Below are 16,057 nucleotides of genomic sequence, written 5' to 3'. Positions count from 1 at the left end.
CTTTCTGTGCGGACGCTGGCATCCGCAATCAACGGTGATGAAACGGGGACAACATGGATAACCTGGCGGGATTCACGGCCTTCGTGCAGGCGGCCGAAACGCGCAGTTTCGTGGCGGCGGGCCGGGTGCTCGGCATTTCCGCCTCGGCCGTGGGCAAGAGCATCGCGCGGCTGGAACAGCGCCTGGACGTGCGCCTGTTTCAGCGCAGCACGCGCAGTATCGCGCTGACGAGCGAAGGCACCGTGTTCCTCGAACGCTGCCGGCGTATCCTGGGCGAGATCGAGGCGGCCGAGCTGGAGTTGTCGAACAGCAAGAGCTCACCCCGAGGCCGGCTACGCGTCAGCCTGCCGCAAGTGGGCAGCCTGCTCAATCCCGTGCTGGCGGCCTTTGCGCGCGCCTATCCGCTGGTGGAGCTCGACCTCGATTTCAGCGACCGCCGGGTCGACGTCATCGAGGAAGGCTACGACGCCGTCGTACGCGCGGGCGAAAGCGCCGACAGCCGGTTGATGAGCCGCCAGCTGGGCCAGTTCCAGCTGCAGCTGGTGGCCGCGCCCGCCTATCTGGCGCGCAACGGCACGCCGGAGCTTCCTACCGACCTGGCGCAGCACACTTGTTTGCTGTACAAGTTTCCAAGCAGCGGCAAGGTCGAGGCCTGGCCTTTGGCCGAATGGCCCGCCTTGCACGCGGCGGGTTTGCCGGCGCTACTGAACTGCAACAATGTCGAAACCCTGCTGCACTTTGCCGAAAGCGGCCTGGGCATCGCCGCCCTGCCCGACTTTGCCGTGCGCGCGGCGCTCGCTAGCGGCCGCTTGCAGCCGGTGCTGGACGCGCACCGCCGGCACGACGGGACCTTTCGCATCCTGTGGCCCAGCAGCCGCCACCTGACGCCGAAACTGCGCGCCTTCATCGACTTCCTGGCCACGCACGTGTTTCCGGAAAGCTGAGTCCGCATCCGGCGCCGCGCTCGTTGTTTCCACACGACAACTTATTTAATTTGCTACCAATTTTTAAACTTTTCGGGGACTTGATACAAGTTTTTGTATTGCAGTGCGGAATTTTGAGGAACAATTACAGGCTGGTCGCCCTTACGTATAAACCCGTAGCCCTGGCCTGTCGACGTTTTCCTTCACTTCCGCAACACGAAAGCAATCATGTCACTCACACAATTCAAAATCGGCACCCGGCTCGGGATCGGGTTTGCTGTCGTCCTCGGCCTGCTGGTGGCCGTCTTGCTCGTCGGCCTGTATTCCATGGGGCAACTGAGCGCGCGCACGCACGACATCGTGGCCGACAAGAACGTCAAGATGGCGGCCGCCAATACCATGAGCGACAACGTGCGCAACATTACCCTGGCGATCACGAGCATTGTGGTGGCGCCGACGGAAGCGCTGGTGCAGGCGGAACTGGCGAAGATCGGCGAAGCGCGCAAGAAATACGGCGCCGCCAAGGAAACCTTGCAAAAGAAGATTTCGACGGACAAGGAAACGGCGCTGATGGCCGAACTGGACGCGGCCCTGAAATCGGGCGCGCCGCTGAACAACAAGGTCATCGAGCTGCGCAATGCGGGCCAGACGGAAGAAGCGATCGCCTTTTTGACGCAGCAGGCGGCACCGAGCCTGAAGATCGTGCTGGGCGCGCTCGACAGCCTGGTCGCGTATGAAGCGCAGCAGGCGGCGCAGGCGGCGACGGACGCCGAAACGCTGAGCACGAGCGCGCGCGCCTCCATGATAGCCCTGGGCAGCGTGGCCGTGCTGCTGGGCGCCTTCGTTGCCTGGATCATCACGCGCTCGATCACCCAGCCCATCAATGCGGCCGTCAGCGTGGCCGAAACCGTGGCCTCGGGCGACTTGTCGTCGCACATCGTCGTCAATTCCAGCGATGAAACGGGCCGCCTGCTGGGCGCCCTGAAAGCCATGAACACGAGCTTGCTGGGCGTGGTGGCGCAAGTGCGCCACGGCACGGAGGCGATTTCCACGGCGTCGAGCGAAATTGCCGCAGGCAACCTCGATCTGTCGTCACGCACGGAAGAGCAAGCCAGTTCGCTGGAAGAAACGGCGTCGGCCATGGAAGAGCTGACCTCGACCGTGAAACAGAACGCGGACAATGCGCGCCAGGCGAACCAGCTGGCGAAAAGCGCATCGGAAGTGGCCGTGCGCGGCGGCAGCATCGTTTCGCAAGTGGTCGACACCATGGGCACCATCAATGCATCGTCGCGCAAGATCGTCGACATCATCGGCGTCATCGACGGCATCGCCTTCCAGACCAACATCCTGGCCTTGAACGCGGCCGTGGAAGCGGCACGCGCGGGCGAACAGGGCCGTGGCTTCGCCGTCGTGGCCACGGAAGTGCGCAACCTGGCCCACCGTTCGGCCTCGGCCGCCAAGGAAATCAAGGAACTGATCGCCGCGTCCGTCGCCAACGTGGACACGGGTTCGCGCCTCGTCAATGAAGCAGGCCAAACCATGGGCGACATCGTCGACAGCATCGTGCGCGTGACCGACATCATGGGAGAGATTACCTCCGCCACGCACGAGCAAACCATCGGCATCGAACAGATCAACATGGCCATTGCCCAGATGGATGAAGTGACGCAGCAAAACGCGGCCCTCGTGGAAGAAGCGGCCGCCGCTTCGCAAAGCATGCAGGAACAGGCGGGCGAGCTGGCCCACGTCGTGGGTTTCTTTAAAACCGGCAACCATGTCGCCAGCGCACCCAGGCTGACGCCGGTGCGTACTGCAGCGGCACCCGCGGCGGCGAAAGTCGCGCCTCCCGCAACCCGGCCCGCGCCCGCGCGCAAGGCCGTGGCGGCCGCGCCGGCACGCCGCAGCAATGCCGGCGCCGAGAGCGAATGGGAAGAGTTTTAACCAATAGCAACATCCTCACCACGGGAAAGCCAGGCAGGAAGTTGCTGCCTGGCTTTTTTTCGTCCGCAATCATCACTTTTTTTGCGGCAAAGCCCGCGCAATAGACAAAAGTGCAAAACGTGCACCGCGCATACGCTTTACAATCCTCGCTCGCTTTACAAAATATTGGTCATCATGAATCAGGCAGAACAGCAGCGCCTCCTGGCTATCCTGGAGTATTGGCACAAGATCGAATTCTTTATCCCGTTTGACCTGAATCAAATCACGGACGTTGAAGACCCGTCCACCGTGCGCCTCCTGCAGCGCGAACAGCTGGCGCAATTGCCGCCACAGTTCGCCACGCAATGGCAAGTGCCGTCCGACCGCGAGATCGACGGCTTCAGCCTGTTCCTCGGCGTGTTCGACAAGGCCGAAATCAACAAGGCTTGTCCGCCGGCCAACGGCCCGGAAAACATTGCCGAAACAGAAAAAACAGAACTGCTGGGACGCTCGTGCTTTGCCCGCCTGAACCTCAATGCGCTGGGCGAGCCACAGTTCGATCCCGTCTCCGTGTCGACCTTGCCGTGGGCCCTGGGCCGCGCCCGCACGCCGGACTGGTCCGGCCTGAGCCTGGACGCCTTCAGCGACAGCCAGCTGGCGCTGCAAGACAGCCTGCGCAACTTCGCGGCAAGCCGCACCCCGCAGCCAGTGACGGACGAGGCGGGCAATGTCTCGTCGCCCCTGTCCGGCATGGAAATCGCCGCGCTGGCCGACCTGCTGATGGACTGGGCCGGTTTCCGCCCGTCCGCCGGCCAGCCGCTGGCCGTGCTGGAATTGCGCACGCGCAAGAAACGTGTGGCCGCGACGGACGCCGATACGCTGGAGGCCAGCCAGAACCGCACGCTGGACTTCGGCGACGCGGTGGAACCCTCGATCGATATCCTCAACAGTTTTTACCTGGATGACCTGGAACAGATCATCCGCGCCTTGCGTGGCGGCAAGCTGCCCGCGACGGTCGCCGCCTACCTGACGCCGCTGGAGCAGGATGAACGCATCGACCTGTACAGCCCGGCAGGACGCCAGGCGCTGGCCGCCATGCTCAATCCGGCCAACATGAACCGGGGACACTGGCTGGAAGACGCCAGCTACGCCATGAGCCTGATGCAGCAGTTCGCCATCCATGGCGCGCGCACGGGCTTGCACGAACGGGGCATCTTTTCCGTCAACGGCCCGCCCGGCACGGGCAAGACGACCTTGTTGCGTGAATTGTTCGCTGACAACATCGTGCGCCGCGCCGCCGTGCTGTCTTGCCTGGACCGCGCCGGCGACGCCTTCATCGGCAAGGTAGCCGTCGCCTTCGAAGGCGTGCGCGACCCCATCACGATTGCCCGCTTGCGCCCGGAACTGACGGGCTTTGAAATGGTCGTCGCCTCGTCGAACAATGCGGCCGTGGAAAACATTTCCGGCGATTTACCCAAGCCCAAGCAGCTGGGCAAGGAATGGGCGCGCACGCGCTATTTCGAAAGCGTGGCGCGCCGGGTCGTGGCGGACGGCAATGGCGCCAACCGCGCCCTGGGCGAGGCGGAAGCGCCCTGGGGCTTGATGTCTTGTGCGCTGGGCAACAGCGCGAACCGCCGCCGCTTCGTCAGCAATTTCTATGACGACGACTGGGACAAGAGCACGGCGCGCAAGACGCCGAACGCGCAGAATATCCGCCAGTGGCTGGCCAGCTACCAGGGCGTGAGCTTCGCCCAGGCCGCGCGCGAATTTCGCGAGACGGAACACGTGGTGGAAAAGGCCCTTGCCGAGCACGCCCAATACGCGGCCCTGTGGCAAGCCGTGGGCACGTGCACGGAAGCCGATTTCATCGAGGCCAGCCAGCATGCGCTGATTGCCGCGGAACAAGAAATGGATGCGGCCAACGGCGCCCTGTCCGGCGCGCTGGCGCAGCAGGATACCTTGCTCGCCAGCAAGAAGGATTTGCTGGAAGAGGAACGCCTGGTAGCGCTGACGCAGCCCGGCTTCTTTGCCCGCCTGTTCCGCACGGCCCCGGCGCGTGCCTACAAGGATGCCGTCGTGGCCAATGCCGAAGCGCAACGCCAGGCCGCGCGCGACGTGTCCGCCATCAAGCTGCTGCTGAAGGGCGAACTGGAGCCGCGCTGCGAGCGCGCCCGCAACAGCTTGCACATCGCCCTGCGCACGGCGCAATCGCGCCAGCGCGAATGGGATGACAGCACGGAACTGCTGCGCCGCGCGCGCATGCGCTTCCCCACCATCCTCGCGCCGGCGACCCTGGACGAGCTGGACAGCGACGCCCTGCAAATTGGCGGCCTGTGGCATGAACCGGCCCTGGCCCGCCTGCGCTCGCGCCTGTTCGCCAAGGCCCTGGCCCTGCATGAAGCGTGGCTGGCCGAGGTGGCGAAGAAGGGTGGGCCCGGCTTTGGCGGCAACTTGCTGGCCGTCTCCAAATTGCTGAAAAACAAGCGCGCCTACGACCAGTCGCATATCGCCATGGTGTGGCACAGCCTGTTCATGGTGGTGCCCGTCGTGTCGACCACGTTTGCCTCGTTCGCGCGCCAGTTCCAGGGCATGGGTCCCGAATCGCTGGGCTGGCTGTTCATCGATGAAGCGGGCCAGGCCGTGCCGCAAGCGGCGCTGGGCAGCCTGTGGCGCGCCAAGCGCGCCGTCGTCGTGGGCGACCCGCTGCAGATCGAACCCGTGTTCACGGTGCCGGGCCGCCTCGTGCAAACGTTATCCGCCCTGTCGCCGCACACGCGCGATGGCAGCTACGCGCCGACCAGCGTTTCCGTGCAGACCCTGGCCGACAAGGCCAACCGCTATGGCGCCATCGTCGGCGCCGGCAGCGCACAGCCGCTGTGGATAGGCAGCCCCCTGCGCGTGCACCGCCGCTGCGTGGAACCGATGTTTTCGCTGGCCAACAGCATCGCCTACGAAGACAAGATGGTCTACGGGCTGGCCGAGCGCACGCCGCCGGCCGGCGCGCGGGGCCTGACGCGTGGCCCCAGCTGCTGGATCGACGCCGTCGGCCCCGTCAGCTACAAGCAGGTGGTGCCCGTGCAGCTCGATTTCGTGCTGGAAGTGCTGTTGAAGCTGTATCGCCGCGACGGCAAGCTGCCGGACATGTATGTGATCACGCCGTTCAAGGCCGTGCGCAACGAATTGCGTTCGCGCATCGTCGATATGGACTGGGACCGCCGCCTCGGCTATGGCAAGGCGCCGACGGCGCGCGAATTGCGCCAGTGGAGCAGCCAGATGGTGGGCACCGTGCACACATTCCAGGGCAAGGAACAAAGCGTGGTGATGCTGGTCCTCGGCGCCGACGACAGCACGGCCGGCGCCGCGCAATGGGCGGCGGCCACGCCGAACCTGCTCAACGTGGCCCTGACGCGCGCGCAGCATTACGTGTACATCGTCGGCAACCCGCTGCTGTGGGGGCAGTTGCCGCACTTTGCGCCGGCGTGTGCGCAATTGCCGCATACGGGCATGCATGAGTTTTTGGTGGAAATGGGGTAAAACACCTGAGCAAACCTGCTGCGCGTCGCGGTTTGCCGCCTCCGATGCTCACTGCCTAGGCGGCCCCGTGCCTGCGCACATTTCCGCCTCTCGACACAACGGGGGCGCCGAACCTCTCTTGCGCTCGCTACGGTTTTATCAGGCGTTCTCAACGGGGAAAACAAGGGTAAACGTCGTGGCGGCCGCGTCGGACGCCACGCTCGCGCTGCCGCCATGCAACTGCATGATGGCCGTGACGATGGCCAATCCTAAGCCTGTGGAAGCGGCCGAATCGCTGCGGGCCGGGTCGGCGCGGTAGAAGCGCTCGAACAGGTGCGGCAGGTGGCGCGCGGGGATGGCGGGACCGAGGTTGCTCACGCTCAATTCCACACCCTCGTTCGTCGCGTGCGAACGCAGCAGTATCGTGCTGCCGGGCGCCGCGTGGCGGATGGCGTTCGACAGCAAATTGCCCAGCGCGCGGCGCAGCAGTTGCGGCTCGGCCGTCACCGCGCCGCTGCCGTGGCAAGCCAGCGCCAGCTCGCGCTCTTCGGCCAAGCCTTCGAAGAAATCGGCCAGCCTTAAAAACTCGTCCTGCACGGGCAAGACTTGCTTGACGAGCACCATTTCATCCTGCTGCGCCCGCGCCAGGAACAGCATGCTGTCGATCATGCGCGACAGCCGCTCCAGCTCTTCCACATTCGACGACACCAGCTGTTCATACTCGTGCGCGCTGCGGGGGCGGGCCAGCATCACCTGGCTTTGCCCCAGCAGATTGGTGACGGGCGTGCGGAATTCATGCGCGAGATCGGCGGAAAACTGCGACAGCCGCGCATAGCCTTCCTGCAGCCGCGCCAACATGGCGTTCAGCGCCTGGATCAAGGGCAAGAGCTCCGTCGGTGCCCCGCGCGCATCGAGTTGCTGCTCCAGCTTTCCCGGCCGCACAAGAGCCGCATGCGCGGCGATATTGCGCAATGGCCGCAATCCCCGCAACAACATCACGCTGGCCAGCAAGGCCGCCACCAGCGCGCTGACGGCCACCGATACGACGATCTGCCAGCGGTAGGCGGCAAACATGGCCGTGCGGTCGCCATAGACCCGGGCAACGGAAATGTCGGCCATCTGCGCGGGATCGCCGATGCGCGCGCTGGCCGCCACGACCCTGGCCGGATAACCGTCGCGGCTGGTCCAGCTGACGATGTCGCCCGCCGTCACGGGCACATCGACGGCCACGGGAACAGCATGCGCCACTGTCTCGCCGTGCGGATTGACATCGATCAAACGCGTGCCATCGGCGCGCACGATGCGGACCAGGGAATTCTCTTGCCCGCTCATGGTGTCGCGGAAATACTGGGGCCGTTCGCGGATGATGTCCAGGGTGCCCGCATTGCCCAGCAGTTGCTGGATTTGCCGCAGTTTTCCCAGCAATAAAATATCGTCGCGGCGCTCGATTTCCGCCACAAATGAACGGTACAGATGCATGCCCAGCCCGGCCGACACGAGCGCCACGATCAGCACGAACACGAGCGTGACGCGCAGGGTCAGCGAGCGGCGCAGTTGCGAGAATTTCATGCGCCGGCGCCGCTGTCGGGTACGGTCGGCGCGCGCAATTCGCAGACATAGCCCATGCCCCGCAAGGTGTGGATCAGCTTGGGTTCGAACGGGTCGTCGAGCTTGCTGCGCAGGCGGCGGATGGCCGCGTCGATGACGTTGGTGTCGCTCTCGAAATTGATGTCCCACACTTGCGAGGCGATGATGGAGCGCGACAGCACTTCGCCCTGGCGCCGCGCCAGCAGATGCAGCAAGCCGAATTCCTTGGCCGTCAGGGTGATGCGCTGGCCTTGCCGGCTGACCTTGCGTTTCATCACATCGATTTCCATGTCGCCGATGCGGATGACGTCGTCTTCACGCGGCGGCCCGCGCCGCAACAGGGTGCGGATGCGCGCCACCAGTTCGGCAAAGGCAAACGGTTTCACCAGGTAATCGTCGGCGCCCAGTTCCAGCCCCTTGACCCGGTCCTGCACCTCGTCGCGCGCCGTGAGAAAAATCACGGGCACGTCGGCGCCGCCCTCCTGCAGCCGCAGTGCGCGCAAGACTTGCCAGCCATCCATGATGGGCAGCATGACGTCGAGCACGATCAGATCGGGCGCCTCGCTGCCGGCCATGTGCAGACCGTCGCGGCCGTTGCGCGCCAGGCTCACCGTGAAACCGGACTCGGCCAGGCCGCGCAACAGGTAGTCGCCCGTCTTCGGTTCGTCTTCAATGACCAGGATGCGCATGGCGGCTTTCTAATGGGAATATGAAACCATTTTACGCCGCACGCACGCCGCCGCGGATGATAAAAATGTCATGCGGCGATCATCTTCGCGTAGGGCAACACTGGCCATACTGGAGCCATCTTGTTTCCTGGACGCCACATGAAAACCCTGTTATCCGGCAGTACCCTGCTGTGCCTGCTGGCCAGTCCCGTCCACGCGCAATTGCGCAATATCAATGACCTGCCGCTGGCGGCGGCCAACAAGCTGGCCAGCGCGGCCATGGCCGCGTGCCAGGCGCAGGGCCGGCATATCGTCGTCACCATACTGGACCATGGCGGCAATATCGTCGCCGTGCAGCGCGCCGATGGCGTCGGGCCGCACAACACGGAAGCCAGCCGGCGCAAGGCGTACACGGCCTTGTCCACCAAGAGCGATACCTATGCGCTGGCCGTGGCGGCCCGCAACAATCCGGACATGAACAATTTGACCACCGTGCCGGAACTGTTGCTGCTGGGCGGCGGCTTGCCGTTGATGGCACAGGGGCAGGTGGTTGGCGCCATCGGCGTCGCCGCTGGCGGTGGCGCCCTGCAAGACCGTGCCTGCGCCCAAGCGGCGCTGGCCGCCCTCCCTGAACTCGATTCCACCCCACCTTGAAAGCAACAACGATGACCTGTCTGAAAAAAATCACCGCCGCCCTGGCCTTCGCCAGCCTGTCCAGCACGGCCCTGGCCGCCGCCAATCCCTTGAGCGTGCACATCCTCGACTTGCAAAGCGGCCAGCCGACGGCGGGCGTGACGGTGACCCTGGAGCACAAGAAGGGAGATGACTGGAAGCAATTGAGCAGCGCCGTGACGAATGCGCAGGGGCGCATCGCGGCCATGTATCCGGCCGATACGCCCTTGCAGGCGGGCGATTACCGCATCGTGTTTAAAACAGGCGAGCACTATGCGCGCCTGAAACAGGAAACTTTTTTCCCGGAAATCCCCGTGCAATTTCACGTGGAAAAGACCGACCAGCACTATCACATTCCCTTGCTGCTCAGTCCTTTCGGTTTTTCCACTTACCGGGGAAACTGACCGTCGATCACGCCACCGTCTTCGCCGTCTGTCCGAACAGCACGCTTTTCGCGTCGCCGCTGACGGTCGGCTGCACATTGATTTCGGCCGCCCGCGCATACGCGCGCACGGTGGCGGGACGGGCGGCAATGGCCGCGAACCAGCGCGCCAAGTGCGGGAAATCTTCCAGCTTCTGGCGTTGGCGGGCGTGCGGCACGATCCACGGGTAGATCGCCATGTCGGCGATGGAATAGCTGTCGCCGGCCACGAATGCACGGTCCGCCAGGCGCTTGTTCAGCACGCCATACAGCCGGTTCGTTTCATTCACGTAGCGCGTGATGGCGTACTCGATGGGTTCCGGCGCATATTGCACGAAATGGTGGTTTTGCCCGGCCATGGGACCCAGGCCACCCATTTGCCAGAACAGCCACTGCATGACTTCGGCGCGTCCGCGCACGTCGTCCGGCAGGAATTGCCCGCTTTTCTCGGCCAGGTATTGCAAAATGGCGCCCGACTCGAACAGGGACAGCGGCGCGCCGCCATCTGCCGGCGCCTGGTCGACGATGGCGGGGATGCGGTTGTTCGGCGCGATGGCGAGAAACTCGGGCTTGAACTGTTCGCCCTTGCCGATATGCACGGGAATGAGCTTGTAGGGGATGCCCGCTTCTTCCAGGAACATCGTCACTTTGTGCCCGTTGGGCGTAGTCCAGTAATACAGGTCGATCATCGTGGTCTTTCCAGGTAGATAAGTAGGGCAGGCGGCCTCCGCATCACTATTGTCGCGCCGCAACTGATATGCATGGATATAATGCCACGTAAGCGAAAAACAAGACGGCGCCCAAGCGAGGCAAGCGCCCACTCGCGCCGTCACGCAGGCATCCCGACATTCCAGAGCACAAACAAAGAAAGCCGACCATGCGCAAACTCCTGATCGTCACGCTGTCCGTCCTGCTGTCAGGCTGTGTCCAGGACTTCGCCATCTATATGTTCGATGGGCAAGACCATTCCCTGACCGTGCGCCGCCAGCAACGTTATTTTTGGCAAGATACCGTGGAAGTGCAGCTGATGGCGACCAATTTGCCGCAATGCCAGCGCCTGCATACCTTGTCGACGGATGCGCCGGCCGACATCACCGTCGAGCTGTTTGCGGCCGGCGATGGCATATGGAATATCCGCATGGGCAAGCAGCTGTGGCAGGCGGAAACAAATACCTGTAATGAGCTGACGGAAATGGAAAACGACCCGAAAGCCGACCTGGGCCAGCCGATCGGGCAATTCGTGGTCGTCGATGACAAGCTGGAATTCGAACCGGCGCCGCAAGCGGCGGCGCCAGCCCAGTAAGTCCTGAACGAAACCCCTAACGCGCTGCCAGGCTGCGCAGCGGCTTTTTCGCCACGGCGCGTGGCGCGCCAGCCGAGCTTGCCGCCAGGCGCGGCGCCGTCCCCGATTCCTGCGCCGACAGCTTGAAGCGCGCCACCAGTTGCGCCAGCACGGCCGCCTGGTCTTGCATGCTCGATGCCGCTGCCGCCGCCTCTTCCACCAGTGCCGCATTTTGCTGCGTCACGCTATCCATCTCCGTGATCGCCTGGTTGACGTGGCCGATGCCCGTGCTTTGCTCGTGCGAGGCGGCCGTGATGTCGGCCATGATGTCGGTCACGCGCGAAACGGAAGCGACCACCTGATCCATGGTCGTGCCCGCCTGTGCGACGAGGGTGCTGCCGGCCGCGATGCTGTCGACGGAAGCGCCGATCAATTCCTTGATTTCCTTCGCCGCGCCGGCGGACCGTTGCGCCAGGTTGCGCACTTCCGACGCCACGACGGCAAAGCCGCGTCCCTGCTCACCGGCGCGCGCCGCTTCCACGGCCGCGTTCAAGGCCAGGATATTCGTCTGGAAGGCGATGCCGTCGATGACGCCGATGATGTCGACGATCTTGCGCGACGAAGCGTTGATGGTGTCCATGGTGCCGATCACTTGCGCCACCACGGCGCCGCCCTGGCGCGCCACGGCGGAAGCGGACTGCGCCAGTTCATTCGCCTGCACGGCATTGCCCGCGTTCTGCGTCACGGTCGACGTCAATTCCTCCATCGAGGCGGCCGTTTCTTCCAGCGAACTGGCTTGCATTTCCGTGCGCGCCGACAAGTCCATATTGCCGCTGGCAATCTCGCTCGATGCCGTGGCGATCGTCTCGGCGCTGTGGCGGATTTCGCTGATCGCATCGACCAGGTTGGTCTGCATGGTTTTCATCGCGTACAGCACGCTGTGGCGGTCGTTGGCATGCGTGCGCACGACGCCGCTCAAATCGTTATTCGCGATCTTTTCCGCCACGTCGGCCGCATACTCGGGATCACCGCCCAGCGCATGGCGCAGGCTGCGGTTGATCACCACGACGACGGCCGCCAGCAAGCCGCATACCAGTACCAGCACGCCCAGCGAGGTGAGCAGCGACTGGCGGAAGGCCGCATCGATATCATCCATGTACACGCCCACCACCAGGGTCCAGGCCCATGGCTTGTAAGCCACCACGCGGCTCATCTTCGGTTCGGGGGTTTTCTGGCCGGGACGGGGGAAATAATAGTGGACGAAGCCCTTGCCCGCATCGCTCTTGCCGACGGCAACGATGTCGCGGTACAGATAAGTACCGTTGGCATCTTTAAAATCCGACATGTTCTTGCCGTTCGTTTGCGGTGCGGCGGGATTCATCACGACGACGGCATCGAGGTTGATGATGGACAAATAACCGGTCTCGCCGAAACGCATGCTCTTGATGACGGCCGTGGCCTGCTTCTGCGCTTCTTCCTTCGTCAGGGCGCCGCTGGCGGCCAGGTCGCCGAACATCTTGACGGCGCCCAGACCCAGGTCGGCGGCATTGCTCAGGTCGGCGCTGCGCTCTTCGATGCGGATCTTGCGCACTTCCAGGGCGTTATAGACAAAAATAACGGTGATGCACAACAGGCTGCAAATCAGGGGAATCCATAACTTTTGCTGGAACGTCAATTTCTTCATGCTGTGTCTCCAACTATCTATTTGCGGCAAAGGGGCGTGGCCCGCTTCCAGCTCGGCTGGCCAGGAATGCGGCGGCGACGGTGCTCTGGCGGCACCGTTCAGACTGCTTCAGCATACGCTCGAACGACCGATATTTACAATGCCGGGAAGCAATGAATTTTGCCCAGTGTTGTTAATGCGTTGCGACAATTGATGAGAATTGATGGTGCGTTGCAATAAAATTGGGGCCAGCGGCCGCCGTTCTTTTGCGCTACAGTCACTCCCATTCCCCACCGCGCAAGGAGTTCCATGTCCACCACCATGAGCTGGCAAGGCTTTGCCATCCTGTCGGCCGTGTTCGCGGCCCTGACGGCCATCCTGGGCAAGCTGGGCGTGGCCCACCTGAACAGCAACATGGCCACCTTGATACGCACGGGCGTCATCCTGCTGGTGACGGCGGCCATCATCTCACTGCGCGCGGAATGGCAGCGCCCCGCCGGCGGCAACTGGGTGGGCTGGACCTGCCTGATCGCCTCGGGCGTGGCCACGGGTTTGTCGTGGCTATGCTATTTCCGCGCGCTGCAGCTGGGGCCCGTCTCGCTGGTGGCGCCCGTCGACAAGCTCAGCGTGGCGCTGGTGATGCTGGCCGGCTGGCTGGTGCTGGGCGAACCATTCACGCTGAAAGGGGCTCTCGGTGGCGGCTTGATCGTGCTCGGCTCGCTGATTTTGCTACTGTGACGCATTCCACGGCACGCGGCGGCGCGCCTGTGTCAGAATGCACGCCGCATAGATCGAATCACGAAAGAACAGCATGACCAAGAATGAAGCCATGAAACGCATCAACGACCGCCTGGGCAAACCCACCCTGACGGACAAGAACACGCACTTTGCCAGCGTCGCCAGCTATGGCACGGACGAAGGCTGGTGGCTGAAGATCCCCTTCCTGACGTTCAAGCAGGAATTGCACTTCATCCTCAACAATGAAAAAACGAAAAGCTTCCAGCACCTGAAGATCGGCGCCAACCAGATCCTCAGCCCCGGCATGAAGTTCCGCAGCACGGGCGGCGCGGCCGACGCCTTCATGTCGGCCTCGGCGCCGAAGCGCCTGGTCGACTTGCTCGACGGCGGCAGCAAGTACAACTTCACCAAGCATTTCGTCAACGACTACCGCTACTAAAACACCTGACCAAACCTGCTGCGCGTCGGTATAGGCAGCCTGCGATGCTCACCGTACTGGAGTACGGTTGCGCTTCTTAGCCACAAATCACTGCCGCTCGCTACGGTTTTGTCAGGTGCTCTTGAGTTTGTCAGCCCTCCCTTGGCGGCAGCCACGCCCTGAGCAAATGCTGGGCGATGTCGAGCGCGTCGTCGCGGCTGGTGCCGAAATGCAGGGGATAGCCCCAGAACTTGCCAAATAGAACGGCAAAGGCCTTGCCTGCCAGGCGCTTGGCGGCGCTCGGTTCGATCAGCACCATGCCCTGGATATACGCGCGGATGGCGGCCTTGTTCTGCTTCATCCACAGCGATGCGCGCTTGCGCTCCGCCTGCGGGTGTTCATGCCCGTCCTCGTCAAAACCTTCCTCGCTGAGGATGACAAACGCCTGCCGGCGCGCCAGCAGCGCGTCGAACTGGGCAAACAGCACATCGGCCTTGGTATCTGCCGCGCCGTCGCGGCGCATCCAGACGAGAGGGAATGTGGAAAAATCGAGTTGCATGGGATGACTCCTTCAAGGGGGTTGCCGTTCCTCCTCACCTTCATCAGAACACTGGCGGCGGCGGTTGCCGTGGAAGCGGGGCTGCGGATGCCCATACGATAGCGTTGGCAGTGCTGCGCGTCATTGCATAAAATAGCCACAATATTATTCAATCCAGCCAAAGTCTTCCCATGCCCCATCCCCTTTTGCCCAGCATGCTGACGGCCCGCCTGGGCCTGGACGACGACGCCTCCATCCTCGATTTCGATGTCGATGGCGTGCTGCGTCCCTTGCTGGCCGTGGGCCTGGCCAGCGTGCCCGAGGATGCGGAACAGGCGCCGCACCAGCACCGCAAGGGGCAGTTGCTGTATGCCACGCGGGGCGTGATTCATTGCGAGGTGGAAAGCGGCGTGTGGATCGTGCCGCCCCAGTGCGCCGTGTGGATACCGGGCGGCCTGATGCACGCGGCGCAGGGCGTGGGCGAGGCGCAATGTTATTGCCTGTTTGTCGAGCCAGGCATGGCGCCGGCCTTGCCCGCCGTCTGCTGCACCGTGGCCGTCTCGCCATTGCTGCGCGAACTGATCGCCAAGGCGGCCGGTTTTCCCACCCTGGCCGCGCTGCAGGGCGCGCAGGAACGCCTGGTGCTCACCCTGCTCGATGAATTGGCGGCCGCGCCCGTGGAAGACTTGCATTTGCCGATGCCGCGCGATGCGCGGCTGCGCCGCCTGGCCGCCCTGCTGCTGGCGCACCCTGCCGATAAACGCACGCTGGCCGAGTGGGCCAACCGCATCGGCATGAGCGAGCGCAGCATGACCCGGCAATCCCTGGAGGAGATGGGCATGAGCGTGGGCCGCTGGCGCCGGCAATTGCACGTCATCCTGGCCTTGCAACGGCTGGCGCAAGGGCGCAGCGTGAAAGCGGTGGCGCTGGAACTCGGCTATGAAAATACCAGCGGTTTTGTCACCATGTTCCGCAAGGCAGTGGGCAAGCCGCCGGCCCGCTACCTGGCGGAACGGGAATCCAGGAGAATATAAAAATGCATAAAAAAAGGCGGCATATGCCGCCTTCGTCATGCATCATCGCTTAAATCATCATACTTCGCGCGCCAGTGCCAGGAACTCCGTGCGCAGCGCCAGGTTCGGCTGCATCTCGCCCAGCATGGCCGAGGTGATGGTTTCTTCGCCCGGCGTGCGGATGCCGCGGCTTTCCATGCACAGGTGGCGGCAGCGTACGACCACGCCGACCGACTTCGGTTCCAGCACTTCCATCAAGGCATTGGCGATCTGCATCGTCATACGCTCCTGCACTTGCAGGCGCTTGGAGAAGCAATCGACGAGGCGCGTCAGTTTCGACAGGCCGACGATCTTGCCGTTGGGCACGTAGCCGATGGTGGCCTTGCCGAAAAACGGCGCCAGATGGTGTTCGCAATGGCTGTAGACGGGGATGCCGCGCACGACGATCAGCTCGTTGTACTGTTCCGCGCCATCTTCAAAGGCTTTCAACAAATCGACCGGGTCCTGGCCATAGCCGGAGGTCCAATGTTTCCAGGCTTTTGCCACGCGCGCCGGCGTTTCCAGCAAGCCAGGACGCTGCGGATCTTCACCAAAGCTGCTGATGAGCCGGCGCCAGTCGTTTTCGGAGAATTCTTGAGACATGCTAAACCACCCTAAAATTTGCAATTGCCGCCAGTATATAGAAAATGCGGCAAGCTGCC

The 16,057-nt window shown here is 63.4% G+C and carries 15 protein-coding genes; 9 read left to right on the top strand and 6 right to left on the bottom strand.

Annotation, left to right across the window (positions count from 1 at the left end; genetic code table 11):
• Window positions 1-53: 53 nt before the first annotated feature.
• The 3 genes from O0879_RS28095 (at window position 54) to O0879_RS28085 (ending at window position 6,377) form a co-directional block, all read left to right on the top strand.
• Window positions 54-944, top strand: coding sequence for a LysR family transcriptional regulator (locus O0879_RS28095; RefSeq protein ID WP_289919935.1), 891 nt, complete (start codon window positions 54-56; stop codon window positions 942-944).
• A gap of 207 nt (window positions 945-1,151) precedes the next feature.
• Window positions 1,152-2,864: a methyl-accepting chemotaxis protein gene (locus O0879_RS28090; protein WP_289919933.1), complete on the top strand. Its 1,713-nt coding sequence runs from the start codon at window positions 1,152-1,154 to the stop codon at window positions 2,862-2,864.
• Between the two features lie 174 nt (window positions 2,865-3,038).
• Complete coding sequence (locus O0879_RS28085) at window positions 3,039-6,377, top strand: AAA domain-containing protein (RefSeq protein WP_289919932.1); 3,339 nt, start codon at window positions 3,039-3,041, stop codon at window positions 6,375-6,377.
• A 138-nt stretch (window positions 6,378-6,515) separates the two neighbouring features.
• Here O0879_RS28085 and O0879_RS28080 read toward each other — a convergent pair whose 3' ends face one another.
• Complete coding sequence (locus O0879_RS28080) at window positions 6,516-7,925, bottom strand: heavy metal sensor histidine kinase (RefSeq protein ID WP_289919931.1); 1,410 nt, start codon at window positions 7,923-7,925, stop codon at window positions 6,516-6,518.
• Window positions 7,922-8,632 carry a heavy metal response regulator transcription factor gene (locus O0879_RS28075; protein WP_289919929.1) on the bottom strand — a complete coding sequence of 237 codons (711 nt, stop codon included), beginning with the start codon at window positions 8,630-8,632 and terminating at the stop codon, window positions 7,922-7,924. Before O0879_RS28075 ends, O0879_RS28080 begins: the two co-directional genes overlap by 4 nt.
• Before the next feature lie 138 nt (window positions 8,633-8,770).
• On the opposite strand from O0879_RS28075, the gene O0879_RS28070 reads away from it, so the two are divergent.
• Both O0879_RS28070 and uraH read left to right on the top strand, forming a co-directional pair.
• Complete coding sequence (locus O0879_RS28070) at window positions 8,771-9,265, top strand: heme-binding protein (protein ID WP_289919927.1); 495 nt, start codon at window positions 8,771-8,773, stop codon at window positions 9,263-9,265.
• 11 nt (window positions 9,266-9,276) lie between these two features.
• Window positions 9,277-9,687 carry a hydroxyisourate hydrolase gene (uraH, locus tag O0879_RS28065; protein ID WP_289919925.1) on the top strand — a complete coding sequence of 137 codons (411 nt, stop codon included), beginning with the start codon at window positions 9,277-9,279 and terminating at the stop codon, window positions 9,685-9,687.
• Between the two features lie 7 nt (window positions 9,688-9,694).
• On the opposite strand, the gene O0879_RS28060 is transcribed toward uraH, so the two are convergent.
• Window positions 9,695-10,393 (bottom strand): glutathione binding-like protein, encoded by a 699-nt coding sequence (locus O0879_RS28060; protein ID WP_289919923.1) that lies wholly within the window; start codon window positions 10,391-10,393, stop codon window positions 9,695-9,697.
• Window positions 10,394-10,581: 188 nt separating this feature from the next.
• On the opposite strand from O0879_RS28060, the gene O0879_RS28055 reads away from it, so the two are divergent.
• Complete coding sequence (locus tag O0879_RS28055) at window positions 10,582-11,007, top strand: hypothetical protein (RefSeq protein WP_251351680.1); 426 nt, start codon at window positions 10,582-10,584, stop codon at window positions 11,005-11,007.
• 16 nt (window positions 11,008-11,023) lie between these two features.
• On the opposite strand, the gene O0879_RS28050 is transcribed toward O0879_RS28055, so the two are convergent.
• Window positions 11,024-12,670, bottom strand: coding sequence for a methyl-accepting chemotaxis protein (locus O0879_RS28050; RefSeq protein ID WP_289914013.1), 1,647 nt, complete (start codon window positions 12,668-12,670; stop codon window positions 11,024-11,026).
• 288 nt (window positions 12,671-12,958) lie between these two features.
• On the opposite strand from O0879_RS28050, the gene O0879_RS28045 reads away from it, so the two are divergent.
• Together O0879_RS28045 and O0879_RS28040 are read left to right on the top strand one after the other, a co-directional pair.
• Window positions 12,959-13,387, top strand: a complete 429-nt coding sequence (locus O0879_RS28045; protein ID WP_218965295.1) for an EamA family transporter — start codon at window positions 12,959-12,961, stop codon at window positions 13,385-13,387.
• A 73-nt stretch (window positions 13,388-13,460) separates the two neighbouring features.
• Entirely contained in the window at window positions 13,461-13,826 is a 366-nt protein-coding gene (locus O0879_RS28040) for a hypothetical protein (RefSeq protein WP_034781254.1), read from the top strand.
• A gap of 130 nt (window positions 13,827-13,956) precedes the next feature.
• Here O0879_RS28040 and O0879_RS28035 read toward each other — a convergent pair whose 3' ends face one another.
• The gene (locus O0879_RS28035) at window positions 13,957-14,364 is read right to left on the bottom strand and encodes a hypothetical protein (protein WP_289919921.1); all 408 of its coding nucleotides are present in this window, start codon (window positions 14,362-14,364) and stop codon (window positions 13,957-13,959) included.
• 170 nt (window positions 14,365-14,534) lie between these two features.
• Here O0879_RS28035 and O0879_RS28030 point away from each other — a divergent pair, with 170 nt between their 5' ends.
• Window positions 14,535-15,377, top strand: a complete 843-nt coding sequence (locus O0879_RS28030) for a helix-turn-helix transcriptional regulator (protein ID WP_289919920.1) — start codon at window positions 14,535-14,537, stop codon at window positions 15,375-15,377.
• A gap of 57 nt (window positions 15,378-15,434) precedes the next feature.
• Here the strand turns inward: O0879_RS28030 and folE are convergent, their stop codons facing one another.
• The gene (folE, locus tag O0879_RS28025; protein WP_099666133.1) at window positions 15,435-15,998 is read right to left on the bottom strand and encodes a GTP cyclohydrolase I FolE; all 564 of its coding nucleotides are present in this window, start codon (window positions 15,996-15,998) and stop codon (window positions 15,435-15,437) included.
• Window positions 15,999-16,057 lie beyond the last annotated feature (59 nt).

The sequence above is a fragment of the Janthinobacterium sp. SUN120 genome, from assembly GCF_030397735.1.
GTDB classification, from domain to species: Bacteria; Pseudomonadota; Gammaproteobacteria; order Burkholderiales; family Burkholderiaceae_D; genus Janthinobacterium; species Janthinobacterium kumbetense.
This window is presented reverse-complemented; position numbering and strand designations above follow the sequence as displayed.